We start from the raw sequence: 18,665 nt of genomic DNA, 5'->3' as shown, positions 1-18,665 counted from the left end.
CGGGCATCGAGGGAACGCCATGCCGATCGTCAAGGCCGACCGCCTCACGCGCGTCAGCGCCGCGCTGCTTCGGGCAGCCGGAGCGTCCGACGAGGAAGCCGACGCGGTCGCGACCGGTTGCGTCAACGCGAACCTCGCCGGCCACGATTCCCACGGCGTGATCGCCATCCCGACCTATATCGACCGCATCAAGGCCGGCCACATCGTGCCCGGCGTCCAATGGACGATCGTGCAGGAGACGCCGACCACGACCGTCATCGACGGCCACTGGGGTTTCGGCTTCCACGTCAACGCCAAGGCGATGGCGCTCACGATCGAGAAGGCGAAAGCCGCCAACGTCGCCGCCTGCACCGTATTCCGGCAGAGCCATGTCGGCCGGCTCGCCGCCTATCCGCTGATGGCGATGCGCGAAGGCATGATCGGGATTGCGACGGCGGACTCCGGCCGCTCGCCAAAACATGTGGCGCCGTTCGGCGGCCGCGAGGCGCGGCTCGGCACCAACCCGATCGCAATCGCGGTGCCGTCCGATCTGGAGGCGCCGTTCTATCTGGACATGGCGACTTCGGCAGTCGCCGCCGGAAAGATCCCGCTCGCGGTCGCCCGCGGCGAAGCGATCCCCACGGGATGGATCATCGACGCCGAAGGGCGGCACACCACCGACCCTACGCAGTATCGCAAAGGCGGCGCGCTGCTGCCGCTCGGCGGCAGCGAGGGCTACAAGGGCAGTGGCCTCGCCGCCATGGTCGAGGTGCTCTGCGGCCTGCTCACCGGTCTCGGCTTCGGTGTCGAGCCGACCGGCCGGCACAATGACGGATGCTTCATGGCGGTGTTCAACGTCGCCGCGTTTCGCCCCCTGAAGGATTTCAAGCGCGAGGTCGCCGAGTTCGCGCGTTACCTGAAGTCGACTCCGCCGTCGGAAGGAAGCCGCGGGGTATTCTATCCTGGCGAGGTCGAGCATCTGCGCGAAATCGAACGACTACGCGACGGCATCGCGGTCGAGGACGCGACCTGGGAGAAGCTGTGCGCGCTGGCGCGCGACTACAAGCTCGAGCTCGACCTCGCCTGACGGAAAACGGAGAGAAGCAGCATGACGCGGCAGATGGTACTGGTCGGCTTCCTCCAGGCGCAGAACTGCACCAATCTGCCGAGTTCGTGGCGGCATCCGGACTCGCGCGACGATTCGATGTCGGCCGATTATTACCAGGAAATCGCGAAGATCCTGGAGGCCGGCAAATTCCATATGGCGTTCTTCGACGACCGCCTGGCGATGCCGGACCGCTACGGCAACGATCACGCGCACACCGTCGAATATGGCATTCGCTGCGTGAAGATGGATCCGCTGATCGTGCTGACCACCATGGGCATGGTCACCGACAGGCTCGGATTGGGCGCGACCTGCTCGACCACCTACTACGAGCCGTTCGACGTCGCGCGGCGCTTTGCGACGCTCGACCTGATGTCGGGCGGGCGCGCGGGCTGGAACGTCGTCACCTCGCTCAATGACGGCGAGGCGCTCAACATGGGCAGGGACTCCCATCCCGAGCACGACGCTCGCTACGACCGCGCCGACGAGTTCATGGAGGTCGTGCTCGGCCATTGGGACACTTGGGAAGACGGCGCGCTGATCATGGACAAGGCGAGCGGCCGCTTTGCCGATCCCGCGAGGGTGAAGCGGCTCGATCACAAGGGGCCGTTCTTCAAGTCGCGCGGGCCGTTCACCGTGCCGCGCTCGGACCAGGGCCATCCCGTGATCATCCAGGCCGGCGCCTCCGGCCGCGGGCAGCGCTTTGCCGGGCGCTGGGGCGAGGTGATCTTTACCGCTGCGCGCAATCTCGCAAGCGCCAAGGAAGGCTGCGCCGCCGTGCGGAATGAAGCCGCCCAAGCCGGACGCGATCCTGACGCGATGTTCCTTTGCAACCTGACCACGCCGGTCTGCGGCGCGACCAGGGCAGAAGCCGAAGACAAGATGGCGCTGATCAACAAGCTGCCGCTCCAGATCGACGCGCTGTCGCTGCTCGCGGAAGCCCTCAACTATGATTTCGCCTCCAAGGGTCTCGACGAGCCGCTCACGACCGACGAGCTGAAGAGCATGCAGGGCATCCTCGGCATTCGCGACGGCGTGCTGAAACTGTCCGGCAAGAGCAATCCGACCGCGCGCGACTTCGTCACCTTCTCCGGCCGCGGCGGGGTGCAGGATGCAATGGTCGGCGGACCGAAGGAGATCGCCGACAGGTTCGAGGAGATGTTCGTCGAGCGCGGCTGCGACGGCTTTGTCATCGCCGCGACTTGCGTCCCGGGCTCCTATGCGGACTTCGTCCGCCACGTCGTGCCGGAGTTGCAGCGGCGCGGGCTGTTCCAGAAGGATTATCGCGGCAAGACGCTGCGGGACAATCTCGGGCTGAAGCGGCCGGCCGCCGGCGCGTGGAAGACTCAGCCGCGCGTGGCCGCGGAATAGATTTCGTAGGCTGGGCAAAGCGAAGCGTGCCCACCACTGTTCATAATCGGAGAGATGGTGGGCACGGCGCGAGAGCGCCTTTGCCCACCCTACGGCAGCGCACTCAAAACGGCAGCGCGACTCCGGTCTTGATCTCCTTCAGGATCACGTTGCTGCGGACGTAGCGGATGCCGGGAATCCGGAACATGAACTCGTCGAGGAATTTGTTGTAGGCCGCCATGTCCTGCACCACGACGCGCAGGTGATAGTCGGCATCGCCCGTGGTCGCAAAGCACTCCAGCACCTCGCGACGCTTCGTCACCCGCGACACGAACTCATCGACGAATTTGGCATCGTGCCGCTCCAGTGAGACATGCAGGACCGCCGACATTGTAAACCCCGCCCGCTCGCGCGCGACCAGCGCCGCATAGCCCTGGATGATTCCGGACTCCTCCAGCGCGCGCACCCGGCGCCAGCACGCCGAGGTCGACATGCCGACTTGATCGGCCAGCTGCTGGTTGGTGGCGCGGCCATCCTTCTGGAGATGGGCGAGAATCTGCGAGTCCTGCTCTTCGATCATGGAGGCACCTCAATCCGGATAATTCTACCAGACTTGGGCCAAGATCGCAAAAATATACCAATTAGCGCTCCCATTCAGGATGAATAGGTAAGACCTACCAGCCATCAGGGACTAACCTTCGCCTATCCGGCAGGGACGCCGCGCGAGGTCCACCATGGACGCCATTTCATCACTCGATGCTTACGAGCTCTCCGACCGCTACGACCGCGAGGACGGCCAGGTCTTCCTCACTGGCACGCAGGCGATCGTCCGCATCGCGCTCGATCAGGCCCGGCGCGATCGCGCCGCGGGGCTCAGCACCGCCGGCTTCATCTCCGGCTATCGCGGCTCGCCGCTCGGCGGCGTCGACCTCGAGCTGTGGCGTATCGAGGATCGCCTGAAGAGAGATCGCATCGAGTTTCTGCCCGCGGTGAACGAAGATCTCGCCGCGACCGCCGTGCTCGGCTCGCAGCAGGTCGAGACGCAAAGCGAGCGCGAGGTGCAGGGTGTGTTCGGGCTCTGGTACGGCAAGGGTCCCGGCGTCGATCGCTCCGGCGACGCGCTCAAGCACGGCAATGCCTACGGCTCCTCGCCGCATGGCGGCGTGCTGGTGGTCGCCGGCGATGATCATGGCTGCGTCTCCTCCTCGATGCCGCACCAGTCCGACGTCGCCTTCATGAGCTGGTTCATGCCGACGCTGCATCCGGCAAGCGTCAGCGAATATCTGGAGTTCGGCGAATATGGCTACGCGCTGAGCCGCTTCTCCGGCATGTGGGTCGGCTTCAAGGCGATCTCGGAGATCGTGGAATCCGGCGCCTCCGTCGCGTTGCGTCCGCCGCGCGACTTCCGCACGCCGGACTTCACGCCGCCGCCGGGCGGCCTGCACTATCGCTGGCCGGATCTGCCGGGACCGCAGATCGAGGAGCGGCTGGAGGCGAAGAAGCACGCGGTCTACGCCTTTGCAAAGGCCAACCCGATCGACCGGCACATCTACGACATCCCGCACGCGACCTACGGTATCGTCACCACCGGCAAGGCGCATCTCGATTTGATGGAGGCACTGCGGCTGATGGGCCTCGATGAGGCCGCCTGCCGCAGCATCGGCATCGACATCTACAAGGTCGGCATGGTCTGGCCGCTGGCGCTGCATGACGCGATGGAGTTCGTGAAAGGCAAGCGCGAGATCCTAGTCGTCGAGGAAAAGCGTGGCATCATCGAGAGCCAGTTCAAGGAGTATTTTTACGACTATCCCGGCGCAAAGCCGGAGCGCATGGTCGGCAAGCACGATGAGCGAGGGGCGCGGCTGATCTCCTGGATCGGCGAATTGTCGCCGCGCGCGCTCGCGGGCGTTCTGGCGCGGCGGCTCGACCCGATGTTTCCTGGGCTGAACCTCGGTGCACGCGCTGCCGCGCTGTCGCCGGAGGCGCAGCGCGTGATCACCGTCAGCGGCGCAACGCGCACGCCCTATTTCTGTTCAGGCTGCCCGCACAACACGTCCACAAAAGTCCCCGAAGGCTCCAAGGCGCTGGCCGGCATCGGCTGCCATTTCATGGCAAGCTGGATGGACCGCGAGACCTCGTCGTTGATCCAGATGGGCGGCGAAGGCGTGAACTGGGCGGCCTCGTCAAGGTTCACCGGCCACAAGCACGTATTCCAGAATCTCGGCGAAGGCACTTACTATCACTCCGGCTCGATGGCGATCCGGCAGGCGATCGCCGCGAGAGCCAACATCACCTACAAGATCCTGTTCAATGACGCGGTGGCGATGACCGGCGGCCAGCCGGTCGACGGCCCCGTCAGCGTGCACGCGATCGCGCACAGCGTCCGCGCCGAGGGCGTTTCGCGCATCGCGCTGGTGTCGGACGATCCCGCGCAATTTTCCTCCACCGACCTGCCCAGCGGCGTGACCATCCATCCGCGCGAGGAGATGGACGCCGTGCAGCGCGAGTTGCGCGAGGTCCTGGGAGTCTCCGTGCTGATCTATCAGCAGACCTGCGCCACCGAGAAGCGCCGCCGGCGCAAGCGCGGGCAGATGACGGATCCGAAGCGCTTTGCCTATATCAACGATCTCGTCTGCGAGGGCTGCGGCGATTGCTCGGTCGAGTCCAACTGCCTGAGCGTCGAGCCGAAGGAGACGCCGTTCGGTCGCAAGCGCCAGATCAACCTGTCGGCCTGCAACAAGGATTTTTCCTGCCTCAACGGCTTCTGCCCCAGTTTTGTGACCGTCGAAGGCGCCACGCGCCGCAAGAAAACGGCGAGCGACATCGACGCCGTGGGCCACGCCGCCGCGCTTCCCCTGCCCGCCCCAGCAACGCTCGAGCGGCCCTATGATCTCCTGGTCACCGGCGTCGGCGGCACCGGCGTGATTACCGTCGGCGCGCTGATCGGCATGGCTGCGCATCTCGAACGCCGCGGCGTCTCGGTGCTGGATTTCACCGGCTTTGCACAGAAATTCGGACCCGTGCTGAGCTACATCCGTCTCGCCGCGAGCCCGGAGGCGCTGCATCAGGTCCGCATCGATCAGGGCGCCGCCGACGCGCTGATCGGCTGCGATCTCGTCGTCAGCTCCTCGCCAAAAGCCTCCGGCACTTATCACCGGGGCACGCGCGCCGCGATCAACACGGCGGAGATGCCGACCGGCGACGTCGTGCGCTTCCGCGACGCCGATCTCGCCTCGCCCGCCCGCCTGCGCGCGATCCGCCAGGTCATCGGCGACGGCAATCTCGACACCATCAACGCAAACGCCCTGGCCGAGCGCCTGCTCGGCGATGCCGTCTATGCCAACATCATCATGCTCGGCTTTGCCTGGCAGCAGGGCCTCGTGCCGGTCTCGCTGCAGGCGCTGATGCGCGCAATCGAGCTCAACGGCGTCGCGGTCGAGCGCAACAAGCAGGCCTTCGCCTGGGGCCGGATCGCCGCGGCCGATCCGGATCTTCTCCCCAAGCCCGAGGGCACTCCCGTCGCCGAGACGCTCGATCAAATGATCGACCGACGTGCCGAATTCCTGACTGCCTATCAGGACGCGGCCTATGCGGCGCGCTATCGGGCGATGATCGCGAAGGTACACGGTGCCGAATCCAGATTCGGCAACGCGGCGCTGACCGACGCGGTCGCGCGGTCCCTGTTCAAGCTGATGGCCTACAAGGACGAATACGAGGTGGCGCGCCTGCATATGCAGAGCGGCTTTCTCGACACGCTGAAGCGCGAGTTCGACGGCGATTTCAGGATCAATTATCATCTCGCGCCGCCTATCCTCTCCGCACGACGCGACGCGCGCGGCCGGCCGCGCAAGCGCGCCTTCGGGCAGTGGATCCAGATGCCACTCTCCGTGCTCGCTCGGCTGAAGGGCCTGCGCGGCACGCCGTTCGATCCGTTCGGCTACACGGCTGAGCGCCGCGCGGAGCGCGAGCTGATCACCTGGTACGAGGGATTGATCGAGACGATGCTCGCCCGCCTCGATGCCGACACGTTGTCGGACATCGTCGCCATCGCCAAGGCGCCGATGGATATCCGCGGCTACGGCCCGGTGAAGGATGCCGCGATCGTAAAGGTCAAGGCCGAGGTGGAGACTCTGCTGGCGAACCTGCCTGCCTCACCATCGCAAAAAATGCTGAGCTACGGTTGACCGCGGCGGCAGCGAGGCTGCCGGCGCCGAAGTGATCGGCGCGTGGACTCTCAGGCGTAGGGGTTGATCAGCTTCTGCTGCTCGGCGCTGTGGTGCACGAGCATGTCGATGAAGGTCCTGACTTTCGCCGACAGATGATGGCGATGCGGATAGACCGCGTTCATCGACAGCTCGATCGGCCGGTATTCCGGCAGCAGGCGAACCAGGCGGCCGGCTTCGAGGTCATCGTGCACCAGGAAACCCGCGGCCAGGCAAATGCCGGCGCCTTGCAGCGCGACGGTGCGCAAGGCTTCACCGCTGTTGGTCACGAGAGTGCCGGATACGCGGACCGATGCCGGGTTTCCCTTGCGATCGAGAAAGCGCCATTCCTCGAAGGGATAGTTCAGATGGCGCACGCAATTATGGTCCGCAAGCTCCTCGAGTTGCTGCACGCGCCCGCGCGCCTCGATATAGGCGTGTGAGCAGCACAGCACGTGCCGCCAGGTCGCAAGGCTCCGAACGATCAGGCTCGAATCCGGCGGCGACGTCATGCGCAGCGCCAGATCAAACCCCTCTGCGATCAGATCGACATTGGCTTCGCCCATGCGCAAGTCGACCTTCACCTCCGGATAGGTCGACAGGAATTCGGCCACCACCGGCGCGACGAACGGCACCATGTGGGTGGCGATATGGATGCGCAGCGTGCCGCGCGGCGTCGATTGCAACGCGCCGGCGATGTCATCGGCCTGTTCGAGGTCGGCGAGGATCTGCGTCGAACGGTCGTAATAGGCCTGGCCGATTTCGGTGAGGCTCACCTTCCGCGTCGTCCGGTTGAGGAGGCGCACGCCGAGCCGGTCCTCCAGCGCCTGGACGTGGTTGCTCACCATGGTCGTCGACATGTTGAGGCGGCGGGCGGCGGCGGAGAACCCGCCGTTTTCGACCACCCGGACGAAGGCCGTGAGGCTGGTGAAGCGGTCCATGATCGAGGCTCCGATTATCCGCTGCCGCTGGATAATGCTTCCAGTTCTTCCGGGATTATCACAACGGGCAGGACAGCGCATCTTACCGACACGAGATGCGTCCTGTCGCAAAGGGGCGCCTGGAAAGCTCGTGAGGATGCCATGTCGAACGCCGCTTATGTCACTGAACGCAATACAAAAATCGGGATTCGTTCTTCGCGCTTGGCGATCAAGCGGGTCGCCATCGGGTTGGCCCTGGTACTCGGCGCCGCGGCTGCTGCGGACTTCGGCTACGGCTACCTGACCACCGGGCGCTATCTCGAATCCACCGATGACGCCTATGTGAAGGCTGATTCCACGATCATCGCGCCAAAGGTCTCCGGCTACATCGCCCAGGTGCTGGTCGGCGACAACGAGAAGGTGAAAGCGGGGCAGATCCTGGCCCGGATCGACGACCGCGATTTCAGGGCGGCGCTCGACCAGGCCCGCGCCGACGTTGCCGCCGGCGAGGCTTCGGTTCGCAATCTCGATGCGCAGATCGCGCTGCAGCAGCCCATCATCGAACAGAGCACGGCCGACGTTTCCGCGGCCGAGGCCAATCTGACATTCGCGCAGGAGGAACGTGCGCGCTACGACGAGCTGATGAAGTCGGGCTCCGGCACGATTCAGCGCGCACAGCAGACCGACGCCGCGCTCCGCGCCAGCGACGCGCAATCGCAGCACGCGAAGTCTGGCCTTTTGGCCGCGCAGCGCAAGGTCGACGTGCTCACCACCGAGCGCGCCAAGGCCGTGGCACAGCTCGAGCGCGCCCGCGCCGTCGCCGAGCAGGCCTCGCTGAATCTCTCCTACACCGAAATCACCGCGCCAGTGGACGGCACGGTCGGTGCTCGTTCACTGCGGGTCGGCCAGCTCGTGCAGGCCGGCACGCAATTGATGGCGGTGGTGCCGCTCGATGCGGTCTATGTCGTCGCCAACTTCAAGGAGACGCAACTCACGCATGTGCGCGCCGGCCAGCCGGTGGAACTGCATATCGACAGTTTCCGCAATCAGACCCTGCGCGGTCATGTCGACAGCCTGTCGCCGGCGAGCGGGCTCGAATTCGCGCTGCTGCCGCCGGACAACGCCACGGGCAACTTCACCAAGATCGTGCAGCGCGTGCCGGTGAAGATCGTGCTCGACGACCACAGCCTGAGCGGCCTGTTGCGCCCCGGCATGTCGGCGGTTCCGACCGTGAACACCAAGCAGGCCGTGCTGGCCGAGCGTGGTACGGGCAAGCGCATCGCTGACAACACCGCGCGCGCGAACGGTGGCTGAGGACGCCGGTCCGGCCGGATTATCAAATTCTGCCGGATGATCCTTCCAAAATTTCCACGATTATCGAAATCATCCGCCTAATGCATCCTGTCTCCACAACCGAGACGAGGCTTCCATGAGCACGCTCCAACCAACCCTCACCGCCGCTTCGACCGCAGCCATTTCCGCTCCGGCTGCGCCCGCCACGCCTGCGGTTTCCGTAAAGACCTGGATCGCCGTAATCGGTGCAACGCTCGGCGCCTTCATGGCCGTGCTGAACATCCAGATCGTCAACGCCTCGCTTGCGGACATCCAGGGCGCGATCGGCGCCGGCATCGACGATGGCGGCTGGATCTCGACCTCCTATCTGATCGCAGAGATCGTGGTGATCCCGCTTTCGGGATGGCTTGCACAGGTGTTCTCGATCCGCATTTATCTTCTGACCAACGCGATCCTGTTCCTGGTTCTCTCCGCGGCCTGCGCGCTGGCGCAGGACCTGCCGCAGATGATCGTGCTGCGCGCCGTGCAAGGCTTTACCGGCGGCGTGCTGATCCCGATGGCGTTCACGCTCATCATCACGCTGCTGCCGCGCGCCAAGCAGCCGGTGGGCCTTGCGCTGTTCGCGCTGTCGGCGACCTTTGCCCCCGCGATCGGCCCGACCATCGGCGGCTATCTCACCGAGAACCTCGGCTGGCAGTACATCTTCTACATCAACCTTGTGCCCGGCGCGATCATGGTCGGCATGCTCTGGTATGCGCTGGAACCAAAGCCGATGAAGCTCGCGCTGCTGCGCGACGGCGACTGGGCCGGCATCATCACCATGGCGATCGGTCTCTCTGCGCTTCAAACCGTGCTGGAGGAAGGTAACAAGGACGACTGGTTCGGCTCGCCCTTCATCGTCAAGCTCTCCGTCATCGCCGCGGTTGCGCTGACCGCGTTCCTGATCATTGAGCTGACCGTCGAGAAGCCTCTGCTCAATCTGCGTCTCCTGGTCCGCCGCAATTTCGGCTTCGGCGTTCTTGCGAACTTCCTGCTCGGCGTCGCGCTCTACGGTTCCGTGTTCATCCTGCCGCAGTATTTGGCGCGCATCCAGGGCTATAATGCCGAGCAGATCGGCATGGTGCTGGCGTGGACCGGACTGCCGCAGCTCGTGCTGATCCCGCTGGTGCCGCGCCTGATGCAACGCTTCGACGCTCGGATCGTGATTGGCGTCGGATTCGTTCTGTTCGCGGCCTCCAACTTCATGAACATCTACATGACCAACGACTATGCCGCCGATCAGCTTCTTTGGCCCAACGTGGTGCGTGCGATCGGTCAGGCCCTGGTGATGGCACCGTTGTCGGCGGTCGCAACTGCCGGCATCGAGCCGGAGAACGCGGGCTCCGCATCCGGCCTGTTCAACATGACCCGCAATCTCGGCGGCGCCGTCGGCATCGCGCTGTTGCAGACCGTGCTCACCAAGCGCGAGCAATATCACTCCAACGTGCTGATGCAGTCCGTCTCGGTCTTCGAGCAGGCGACCCGCACGCGGCTGGAGCAGCTGACCCAGTATTTCGTCAATCACGGCGTCGTCGATCGCACCGATGCGGCGCACCGCGCCTATGTCGCGATCGGCCATGTCGTGCAGAAGCAGGCCTTCATCCTCGCCTTCAGCGACACCTTCTATCTGCTCGGCGCGGCGCTGATCGTCGCGCTGATCGCGTCCCTCTTCCTGAAGAAGCCCGGCCATGTTTCGGCGGGCGGAGCCCACTGACCACCCGAGTTAACCAAACAAAAGGAGAACCACCATGAAGCCCCGCATGAATTTCTACCAGGCTGCCCCCGACACCATCAAGGCGCTGACCGCGCTGGAGACCCACATCCAGTCGACGGGCCTGGAGAAATCGCTGATCGAGCTCGTCAAGATCCGCGCCTCCCAGATCAACGGCTGCGCCTTTTGCATCAACATGCACACCGAGGATGCGCGCAAGCGCGGCGAGACCGAACAGCGCATCTACCTGCTCAACGCCTGGCGCGAATCTCCGCTCTACACCGATCGCGAACGCGTGGCGCTGGCCTGGACGGAGTCGGTGACGCTGATCTCGGAAACGCACGCGCCCGACGACGTCTACGAGCAGGTCCGCGCGCAATTCTCCGAGGAGGAAACGGTCAACCTGACCATGCTGATCGCGACCATCAATGCCTGGAACCGGCTCGCGATCTCGTTCCGTGCGCTTCATCCCGTGAAGGTGAAGGCGTCGGTGGCGTGACGGGGCGCCCGCTGCCATCGACTGTGTGATGCACCGCTTCCACATTCTCAACTGTCATGCCCCGCGAAGGCGGGGCATCCAGTATTCCAGAGGCAGCGAAGTTCATAACAACTGCCGCGGCGTACTGGATCGCCCGGTCAAGCCGGGCGATGACAGCGGAGCGCCATGTGGCGTCGTCGATACTCTCGACGTTCGCGGTGAGGCTACTAGCCTACACCCCCGTCGCCTTCGCGAATTCCACGTAGATCTCGCGCAGCCGCGTCGCCATCGGGCCGGGCTTGCCGCTGCCGACCTGCTTGCCGTCGATCGCGACCACCGGCTGCACGAACGAGGATGCGCTGGTGATGAAGGCCTCCTTGGCGGCGAGCGCCTCAGTGACCGTGAAGGCGCGCTCCTCGATACGGAGCTGGCGTTCCGCGGCAAGCGCGAGCACGGCCTTGCGGGTGCAGCCCGGCAGGATGGCATTCGAATTTTGCCGCGTCACGATGACGTCGTTTTGCGTCAGGATGAACGCCGATGACGAGCCACCCTCGGTGACAAGACCGTCTTCGAGCATCCAGGCTTCGCCGGCGCCGGCTTCGGCTGCAGCCTGCTTCGCCAAGACCTGCGCCAGCAGCGCCACGCTCTTGATGTCGCGCCGTTCCCAGCGGATGTCGGGTACCGTGATGACATTGATGCCGGTCTTGGCCGAGGCCGCGTTGATGATGTCCTTCTCGGAAGTAAACATGACCAGCGTCGGCTTGACCTCGCCCTTGGGGAAAGGAAAGTCGCGCGCCGTGTCGGCGCCGCGCGTCACCTGGAGATAGACGAGACCATTGGCAAGCTTGTTGCGCGCGATGAGCTCCTTCTGCAGCTCGGTGATGCGCTCGACCGTCTCCGGCAGTTTCAGCTTGATCTCGCCGACGGAGCGTTCGAGGCGCGCCAGATGCGAGGCATTGTCGACCAGCTTGCCGTCCAGCACGGCCGAGACCTCGTAGATGCCGTCGGCGAACAGGAAGCCGCGATCGAGGACCGAGACTTTGGCGTCCGAAAGCGGGACGAAAGAGCCGTTGACGTAAGCGATCGAGTCCAAGGCAGGTCTCCTGTCGGGAATGCGGGAATTGCCTGCTCGTATACGAAATTTGTTGATGTCACGAAACCCTCAACTCGTCATTCCGGGGCATTCGCGCGGCGAAGGAGCCCGGAATCCATAACCACCGCTCGGGGTTATGGATTCCGGGCCTGCGCCTTCGGCGCATCCCGGAATGACGATGGGAGTTAGTGGGACAATATCTTCGACAAGAACTTCTGTGCGCGGTCGCTTCTTGGCTTGCCGAAGAAGTCGTCTTTCGGGGCATCCTCGACGATCTCGCCGCGGTCCATGAAGATCACGCGGTTGGCGACCTTGCGGGCAAAGCCCATTTCGTGGGTGACGACCATCATGGTCATGCCTTCGCGGGCGAGGTCAACCATGACGTCCAGCACCTCGCTGATCATCTCGGGGTCGAGGGCGGAGGTCGGCTCGTCGAATAGCATGGCAATGGGATCCATCGCCAACGCACGCGCGATGGCGACGCGCTGCTGCTGGCCGCCGGAGAGCTGCGCCGGAAACTTCTGCGCCTGCTCCTTTAACCCGACGCGCTCAAGAAGCTGCATGCCCTTGGCCATCGACTTGTCGTGAGCCCGCCCCAGCACCTTCTCCTGCGCAAGGCAGAGATTGTCGATGATCTTGAGATGCGGGAACAGCTCGAAGTGCTGGAAGACCATTCCGACGCGCGAGCGGAGCTTTGGCAGATCGGTCTTTGGATCGTTGACCTTGGTGCCGTCGACCGTGATATCGCCCTTCTGGAAGGGCTCCAGCGCATTGACGCATTTGATCAGGGTGGACTTGCCCGAGCCCGAAGGGCCGCACACGACCACCACCTCGCCCTTGGCGACGTTGGTGGTGCAATCCTTCAGCACCTGGAACGAGGCGCTGTACCATTTGTCGACGTGACTTATCTCGATCATGACGGGCTCTAGCGGATGATGGCGATGCGCGACTGCAAGCGGCGAACGCCAAAGGACGCGATACAGGAGATGGTGAAGTAGACGACGGCGGCGAACAGGTACATCTCGACGAGACGCCCGTCGCGCTGCGCGACCTTGCTCGCCGCTCCGAGGAAATCCGTGATCGACAGCACGTAGACCAGCGAGGTGTCCTGGAACAGTACGATGGTTTGCGTGATCAGCACCGGCAGCATGTTGCGGAACGCCTGAGGCAGCACGACGTAGCGCATGGTCTGCGCGTAGGTCAGGCCGAGCGCACTTGCCGCCGCCGGCTGCCCGCGCGAGATCGACTGGATGCCGGCGCGCATGATCTCGGAGAAGTAGGCCGCCTCGAACATGATGAAGGTGATGAGCGAGGAGGCGAACGCGCCGACCTTGATCGGCCGCGGCGCGCCGGTCAGCCACTGCCCGATATAGGGCACCAGGAAGTAGAACCAGAAGATGACGAGCACCAACGGCAGCGAGCGCATGAAGTCGACATAGAGAGCGGCGATGCGGCCGAGCAGCTTGTAGCCGGACAGCCGCATCAATGCGATCGCCGTGCCGAAGATCAGGCCGCCGAGCGCGGCGAGCGCCGTGAGCATCAGCGTGAACGTCATGCCCTCATAGAACAGATAGGGCAGCGCGCGGCGGATAACGTCGAAATCGAAATTGCCGAGCATCGCTATTTCCCCGTGATGTAGCCGGGGATCGCGACCCAGCGCTCGAGGAAGCGCATTGCGGTCACGACGACGGCGTTGACGAGGAGATAGAGGATGGTCGCGGCGGTGAAGGCCTCGAACACCTGGAACGAGAATTCCTGCATCGAGCGCGCCTGCCCGGTCAGTTCCAGCAGGCCGATGGTGATGGCCACCGCGGTGTTCTTGATGGTGTTGAGAAACTCGGAGGTCAGCGGCGGCAGGATGATGCGGAACGCCATCGGCAACAGCACGTAGCGATAGCCCTGCACGGTCGTTAGCCCCAGCGCGGTCGCCGCCATCTTCTGCCCGCGCGGCAGCGAGCCGATGCCGGCCTGCAATTGCACGGCGACGCGCGCCGACATGAACAGGCCGACGCCGATCGCCGCGGTCCAGAACGGCGCGTATGGCAACTTCTTCAGCCACAGGCCGGCAGCGCTCGGCAGCAATTCCGGCAGCACGAAGAACCACAGGAAGAGCTGCACCAAGAGCGGCATGTTGCGGAAGAACTCGACCCAGCAAAAGCCGAACCAGTAGGCGCCTTTCGACGGCAGCGTGCGCATGACGCCGACGATCGAGCCGGTGATCAGCGCGATGATCCAGGCCAGCGCCGCGGTCTCGAGCGTCAGCAGCAGTCCCGACAACAGCATGTCGAGATAGGTGCCGGTGCCCATCGGATTCGGCTCGAAGAAGATCTTCCAGTTCCAATTGTAGTTCACGAGTCCCCCGCGCGAACGCGACAATCACAGATACTGCTATCGTCTATGCAAATGTCCGGCCATTCCCCTCTCCAGAATGGCCGGACAATACTCCTGATCCCAGGGATCGAAGCTTACTTATAGTCGTCCGGGTTCGGCGAATCCGACGGCTTGGCAAACTCGTTCTTCAATTCGGCCGAGATCGGCGTGTTGAGGTTCAGGCCCTTCGGCGGGATCTTGTCCGTGAACCACTTGTTGTAGATCTTCTCGCCTTCGCCGCTGGTGTAGACCGCGGCGGTCGCCGCATCGACCACCTTCTTGAAGGCGGCGTCGTCCTTGCGCAGCATGATGCCATAGGGCTCGGGCTTGGAGAACGCGTCCTTGGAGATCACATAGTCGGCTGGGCTCTTCGAGCCGGCGACGAGGCTCGCAAGCAGGATGTCGTCCATCACGAAGGCGACGGCGCGATCGGTTTCCACCATCAGGAAGGCCTCGGCATGGTCCTTGGCCGGAATGATGTTGGCGCCGAGGCCCTTCGCGACGTTGGCTTCGGTGAGCTGCTTGATGTTGGTGGTGCCGGCGGTCGAGACCACCGTCTTGCCCTTCAGGTCATCGATCGACTTGAGGCCGCTCGACTTCTTGAACACGTAGCGGCTGGCAGTCAGGAAGTGGGTGTTGGTGAAGGCGACCTGCTTCTGCCGCTCGGCATTGTTGGTGGTCGAGCCACATTCGAGGTCGATGGTGCCATTGGCCATCAGCGGGATACGGGTCGCCGAGGTCACCGGGTTGAGCTTGACCTCCAGCTTGTCGAGCTTGAGCTCCTTCTTCACGGCGTCGACGATCTTGTAGCAGATGTCCATCGCGAACCCGACGGGCTTCTGGTTGTCGTCGAGATAGGAGAACGGGATCGAGGAGTCGCGGAAGCCGAGCGTGATCGCGCCAGTGTCCTTGATGTTCTTGAGCGTGCCGGTCAACTCCTCGGCACTGGCCTGGCTCGCGACCAAGCTGGCGGCGAGCACGAGGCCGAAGTTACGGAAATGTTTCACTTTTTTCTCCCCTTATGGAATGGCGGCCAGATGCTTGCATAAATCGGGCCGGATTAGAATGTGACTTTCGGAGCCCTTCACCTAGCCGAGCGGACGCGGTAGCTCCCCGAGGTCCCAGAACAGGCCTGCCATGACGGTCAGCGCCTCCTCGGTCAATGGCAGCAGGATGTGCTCATTTGGCGCATGCTGGGAACAGCCGGGATAGGAATGCGGCACCCAGATCGTCGGAAGGCCAAGAATCTCGGAGAACACGTCGTTCGGCAGCGAGCCGCCGAAATTCGGCAGGATCGCGGGCGCCTTGCCGGTGGTCGTTTGCACGGAGTCCGCGGCCCATTTGATCCAGGGGCTGTCGAAATCGGTGCGTGAGGCGACAAAGCTTTGCGCCGCCCGCACCTCGACCATCGGAAATCCCTTTGCGACGAGATGCACGCGGATCGCCTCAATGAGGCCGTCGATCCTGGTGCCGACAACGAAGCGCAATTGCAGCACCGCATTGGCATGGCCCGGGATCGCGTTCGCGGGCTTCTCGATATTGCCCGACGACATCGCCAGCACCTCGAGCGTGTTCCAGGCGAAGAGCCGTTCCGCTGCCGACAGTCCGTCCTCGCCCCAATCTTGCGCGAGCGCCGGCTCGTCTTCGGTCGGCTCGACTTTGACATCGGCAAGGAAGCTGCGGATCTGGTTGGTGAGGCGCGGCGGCTTCAGCGCATCGAGCTGGAGGCGGCCGTGACCGTCGACCAGCGTGGAAATCGCATTCACCAGGATCGTTGCGGGGTTGGCGAGTACGCCACCCCAATTGCCGGAATGATGTCCGCCATCGCGCAAGTTGACGTCGAGATGGATGCGGATGCCGCCACGGCAGCCGAGGAACAGCGTCGGGCGATCAGCCGAGAGGCGCGGCCCGTCGGAGGCCATGAACAGATCAGCCTTCAGCGCCTCGCGGTTGAGATCGCAGATCTTGCCGAGATCGGGCGAGCCGATCTCCTCGCCCATCTCGACGATGAACTTGGCATTGAAGCCGAGCTTGCCGCCGCGCGCCGCGCGCACTGCGCGCAAAGCCGCGAGATTGATGCTGTGCTGGCCCTTGTTGTCGGCGGTGCCGCGGCCATAGACGCGATTACCCGATGTCGTCGTGCGCCAGGGATCGCGATTGTCGCGCCACTCGCCCTCCATGCCGTCGACGACGTCGCCATGGCCATAGATCAGAACGGTCGGCGCGGACGCGCTCTCGATATGCTCGGCAATCAGGAACGGCGCCTTGCCGCTCGGCGATTCCACCAGCCGGCTCTCGAAGTCGAGCGCTGCAAAGGCGGGCCGCATCTCCTGTTCCAGATAGGCACGCAGCTCGGTGCCGCGCGAGGCGCTCTGGCTCTCGGTACGATAGGCGACGCGGCGGTCGAGCTCTACGAGGAACGCGCCGGATGAAAAATCCTCAACTGCGCGGGCGATGGCATCAGCTCTGGTCATTTCGTTCTTTTTCAAGCCTGGATTTGGAACAAGCGTAGCGGGATACGCCGTCTTTCGGAAGTGGCGGGGGTTGGCAATTGACTCTTCAATTGACTCTTGCCAACGGCCGGGAGCTTCTTGAATTTGGCCTTGCCAACGGCCGGCCGAATGCAAGAACTTGGCCAACTGCCCGGCACCGATACCATCGAGATGAGCCCGGGGATAGTGGCGCCGAGGGACAAGCATGGCAAAAGAAATTCGGCTCAACGCATTTGCGATGAATTGCGTCGCGCATCAATCGCCGGGCCTGTGGACCCATCCGCGCGACCGCACCGCCGAATACAACCGCCTGCCCTATTGGATCGATCTGGCGAAGACGCTGGAGCGCGGCCGCTTCGACGGATTGTTCCTTGCCGACGTGCTCGGCGTCTATGACGTCTATGGCAACAGCCCCGATGCCGCATTGCGCAACGCGGCGCAGACGCCGTCGAACGAGCCGCTGCTGCTGCTCTCCGCAATGGCAGCGGTGACGCAGAATCTCGGTTTTGGCGTCACCTCCAACCTCTCCTTCGAGCCGCCCTATCCCTTCGCGCGGCGGATGTCGACGCTCGATCATCTGACCGAAGGGCGGATTGGCTGGAACGTCGTCACCGGCTATCTCGACAGCGCCGCGCGCGGCGCCGGCAAGGACAAGCAGACCGCGCATGACGATCGCTACGACATCGCGGATGAATATATGGAGGTGGTCTACAAGCTCTGGGAAGGAAGCTGGGAGGATGAGGCCGTGCTGCGTGACCGCGCGCGCGGCATTTTCACCGACCCCGCAAAGGTGCATCGCGTCACGCATGAGGGCAGGAACTTCCGCCTCAACAATACCATCCATCTGAGCGAGCCGTCGCCGCAACGCACGCCCGTGCTGTATCAGGCCGGCACCTCGCCGCGCGGGCGGCAGTTCGCGGCCCAGCACGCCGAATGCGTGTTCATGTCGGGGCCGTCGGCAAAAGTGATCGCGCCGCGCGTTGCTGCCATCCGTCAGGCAGCGGCCGAGCTTGGGCGCAACCCGGCCGAGATCCTGATGTTCTCGATGATGACGCTGATCCTCGGGCGGACCGAGGCCGAAGCGAAGGAGAAATACGCCGACTACCGCCGCCACATCAGCCCCGAAGGCGCACTTGCCTTGATGTCCGGTTGGACCGGCGTCGATTTCTCCGGCTACGAGCTCGACCAGCAGGTGCGTCACGTGCAGAACGATGCCGGCCGCAGCGCGATGGACAACGTCACCCGCGCCGATCCCGACCGCGTCTGGACCGTGCGCGACGTGATCGAGCATGTCGGCGTCGGCGGCGCCGGGCCGGTCGTGGTGGGAACGCCGGAGATGGTCGCGGACAGGATCGAGGAATGGTTCGAGGCGACCGACGTCGACGGGCTGAACGTGGCGTTTGCGATCTCGCCCGGCGATTTCGAGGATATCGCCGACATGTTGGTGCCGGAGCTGACCCGGCGCAGCCGCTACAAGGCGGACTATGCCAAGGGCACGCTGCGGGAAAAGCTGTTCGGCCCCGGCCGCGCCCGGCTCACCGCGCCGCACCCGGCGGCGGGCTATCGGGTGGGGCGGAAGGACTAGACCGGTTACTTTGCATGGGGTTGTTTTTCAGATTTTGGTCTCGATGTC

General features: G+C 64.1%; 15 protein-coding genes. 7 read left to right on the top strand and 8 right to left on the bottom strand.

Going from position 1 to position 18,665, the window contains the following annotated elements:
- The first annotated feature begins 19 nt into the window (after nucleotides 1-19).
- Entirely contained in the window at nucleotides 20-1,066 is a 1,047-nt protein-coding gene (locus tag YUU_RS0125900) for an Ldh family oxidoreductase (RefSeq protein WP_027524989.1), read from the top strand.
- A gap of 21 nt (nucleotides 1,067-1,087) precedes the next feature.
- Nucleotides 1,088-2,455, top strand: coding sequence for an LLM class flavin-dependent oxidoreductase (locus YUU_RS0125895; protein WP_027524988.1), 1,368 nt, complete (start codon nucleotides 1,088-1,090; stop codon nucleotides 2,453-2,455).
- Between the two features lie 103 nt (nucleotides 2,456-2,558).
- Here YUU_RS0125895 and YUU_RS0125890 read toward each other — a convergent pair whose 3' ends face one another.
- Entirely contained in the window at nucleotides 2,559-3,014 is a 456-nt protein-coding gene (locus tag YUU_RS0125890; RefSeq protein WP_027524987.1) for an Lrp/AsnC family transcriptional regulator, read from the bottom strand.
- Nucleotides 3,015-3,168: 154 nt separating this feature from the next.
- On the opposite strand from YUU_RS0125890, the gene YUU_RS0125885 reads away from it, so the two are divergent.
- Nucleotides 3,169-6,618, top strand: a complete 3,450-nt coding sequence (locus YUU_RS0125885) for an indolepyruvate ferredoxin oxidoreductase family protein (protein WP_027524986.1) — start codon at nucleotides 3,169-3,171, stop codon at nucleotides 6,616-6,618.
- 50 nt (nucleotides 6,619-6,668) lie between these two features.
- On the opposite strand, the gene YUU_RS0125880 is transcribed toward YUU_RS0125885, so the two are convergent.
- Entirely contained in the window at nucleotides 6,669-7,577 is a 909-nt protein-coding gene (locus YUU_RS0125880) for a LysR family transcriptional regulator (protein ID WP_027524985.1), read from the bottom strand.
- Between the two features lie 141 nt (nucleotides 7,578-7,718).
- On the opposite strand from YUU_RS0125880, the gene YUU_RS0125875 reads away from it, so the two are divergent.
- The 3 genes from YUU_RS0125875 to YUU_RS0125865 all read left to right on the top strand — a co-directional run bounded on the left by YUU_RS0125875 (nucleotide 7,719) and on the right by YUU_RS0125865 (nucleotide 11,098).
- A complete protein-coding gene (locus tag YUU_RS0125875) occupies nucleotides 7,719-8,870 on the top strand; it encodes an HlyD family secretion protein (RefSeq protein ID WP_027524984.1) in 1,152 nt (383 codons plus the stop codon).
- Between the two features lie 115 nt (nucleotides 8,871-8,985).
- On the top strand, nucleotides 8,986-10,602 hold the full coding sequence (locus YUU_RS0125870; RefSeq protein WP_027524983.1) for an MDR family MFS transporter: 1,617 nt from the start codon (nucleotides 8,986-8,988) through the stop codon (nucleotides 10,600-10,602).
- A gap of 34 nt (nucleotides 10,603-10,636) precedes the next feature.
- Nucleotides 10,637-11,098 carry a carboxymuconolactone decarboxylase family protein gene (locus YUU_RS0125865; RefSeq protein WP_027524982.1) on the top strand — a complete coding sequence of 154 codons (462 nt, stop codon included), beginning with the start codon at nucleotides 10,637-10,639 and terminating at the stop codon, nucleotides 11,096-11,098.
- A 211-nt stretch (nucleotides 11,099-11,309) separates the two neighbouring features.
- Here the strand turns inward: YUU_RS0125865 and YUU_RS0125860 are convergent, their stop codons facing one another.
- The 6 genes from YUU_RS0125860 to YUU_RS0125835 all read right to left on the bottom strand — a co-directional run bounded on the left by YUU_RS0125860 (nucleotide 11,310) and on the right by YUU_RS0125835 (nucleotide 17,014).
- Nucleotides 11,310-12,170: a D-amino-acid transaminase gene (locus YUU_RS0125860; protein ID WP_027524981.1), complete on the bottom strand. Its 861-nt coding sequence runs from the start codon at nucleotides 12,168-12,170 to the stop codon at nucleotides 11,310-11,312.
- A 185-nt stretch (nucleotides 12,171-12,355) separates the two neighbouring features.
- Nucleotides 12,356-13,087 (bottom strand): amino acid ABC transporter ATP-binding protein, encoded by a 732-nt coding sequence (locus tag YUU_RS0125855; protein ID WP_027524980.1) that lies wholly within the window; start codon nucleotides 13,085-13,087, stop codon nucleotides 12,356-12,358.
- Between the two features lie 8 nt (nucleotides 13,088-13,095).
- Nucleotides 13,096-13,788: an amino acid ABC transporter permease gene (locus tag YUU_RS0125850; protein ID WP_027524979.1), complete on the bottom strand. Its 693-nt coding sequence runs from the start codon at nucleotides 13,786-13,788 to the stop codon at nucleotides 13,096-13,098.
- 2 nt (nucleotides 13,789-13,790) lie between these two features.
- Entirely contained in the window at nucleotides 13,791-14,522 is a 732-nt protein-coding gene (locus tag YUU_RS0125845) for an amino acid ABC transporter permease (protein ID WP_027524978.1), read from the bottom strand.
- A gap of 113 nt (nucleotides 14,523-14,635) precedes the next feature.
- The gene (locus YUU_RS0125840) at nucleotides 14,636-15,547 is read right to left on the bottom strand and encodes an amino acid ABC transporter substrate-binding protein (RefSeq protein WP_027524977.1); all 912 of its coding nucleotides are present in this window, start codon (nucleotides 15,545-15,547) and stop codon (nucleotides 14,636-14,638) included.
- 81 nt (nucleotides 15,548-15,628) lie between these two features.
- Nucleotides 15,629-17,014 (bottom strand): M20 family metallopeptidase, encoded by a 1,386-nt coding sequence (locus YUU_RS0125835; RefSeq protein WP_027524976.1) that lies wholly within the window; start codon nucleotides 17,012-17,014, stop codon nucleotides 15,629-15,631.
- 223 nt (nucleotides 17,015-17,237) lie between these two features.
- On the opposite strand from YUU_RS0125835, the gene YUU_RS0125830 reads away from it, so the two are divergent.
- A complete protein-coding gene (locus YUU_RS0125830) occupies nucleotides 17,238-18,617 on the top strand; it encodes an LLM class flavin-dependent oxidoreductase (protein WP_027524975.1) in 1,380 nt (459 codons plus the stop codon).
- Nucleotides 18,618-18,665 lie beyond the last annotated feature (48 nt).

This window comes from Bradyrhizobium sp. Ec3.3 (assembly GCF_000472925.1).
Classification (GTDB): Bacteria; Pseudomonadota; Alphaproteobacteria; order Rhizobiales; family Xanthobacteraceae; genus Bradyrhizobium.
The sequence above is the reverse complement of the archived record's forward strand: the minus strand, read 5'-3'. Positions and strand labels throughout refer to the sequence as shown.

Bases quoted from the DNA above. Each gene is read 5' to 3' on its own strand.
- YUU_RS0125850 (WP_027524979.1), bottom strand. From the start codon at position 13,788: ATGCTCGGCAATTTCGATTTCGACGTTATCCGCCGCGCGCTGCCCTAT.
- YUU_RS0125880 (WP_027524985.1), bottom strand. From the start codon at position 7,577: ATGGACCGCTTCACCAGCCTCACGGCCTTCGTCCGGGTGGTCGAAAAC.
- YUU_RS0125855 (WP_027524980.1), bottom strand. From the start codon at position 13,087: ATGATCGAGATAAGTCACGTCGACAAATGGTACAGCGCCTCGTTCCAG.
- YUU_RS0125885 (WP_027524986.1), top strand. From the start codon at position 3,169: ATGGACGCCATTTCATCACTCGATGCTTACGAGCTCTCCGACCGCTAC.
- YUU_RS0125875 (WP_027524984.1), top strand. From the start codon at position 7,719: ATGTCGAACGCCGCTTATGTCACTGAACGCAATACAAAAATCGGGATT.
- YUU_RS0125865 (WP_027524982.1), top strand. From the start codon at position 10,637: ATGAAGCCCCGCATGAATTTCTACCAGGCTGCCCCCGACACCATCAAG.
- YUU_RS0125900 (WP_027524989.1), top strand. From the start codon at position 20: ATGCCGATCGTCAAGGCCGACCGCCTCACGCGCGTCAGCGCCGCGCTG.
- YUU_RS0125830 (WP_027524975.1), top strand. From the start codon at position 17,238: ATGGCAAAAGAAATTCGGCTCAACGCATTTGCGATGAATTGCGTCGCG.
- YUU_RS0125870 (WP_027524983.1), top strand. From the start codon at position 8,986: ATGAGCACGCTCCAACCAACCCTCACCGCCGCTTCGACCGCAGCCATT.
- YUU_RS0125895 (WP_027524988.1), top strand. From the start codon at position 1,088: ATGACGCGGCAGATGGTACTGGTCGGCTTCCTCCAGGCGCAGAACTGC.
- YUU_RS0125890 (WP_027524987.1), bottom strand. From the start codon at position 3,014: ATGATCGAAGAGCAGGACTCGCAGATTCTCGCCCATCTCCAGAAGGAT.
- YUU_RS0125835 (WP_027524976.1), bottom strand. From the start codon at position 17,014: ATGACCAGAGCTGATGCCATCGCCCGCGCAGTTGAGGATTTTTCATCC.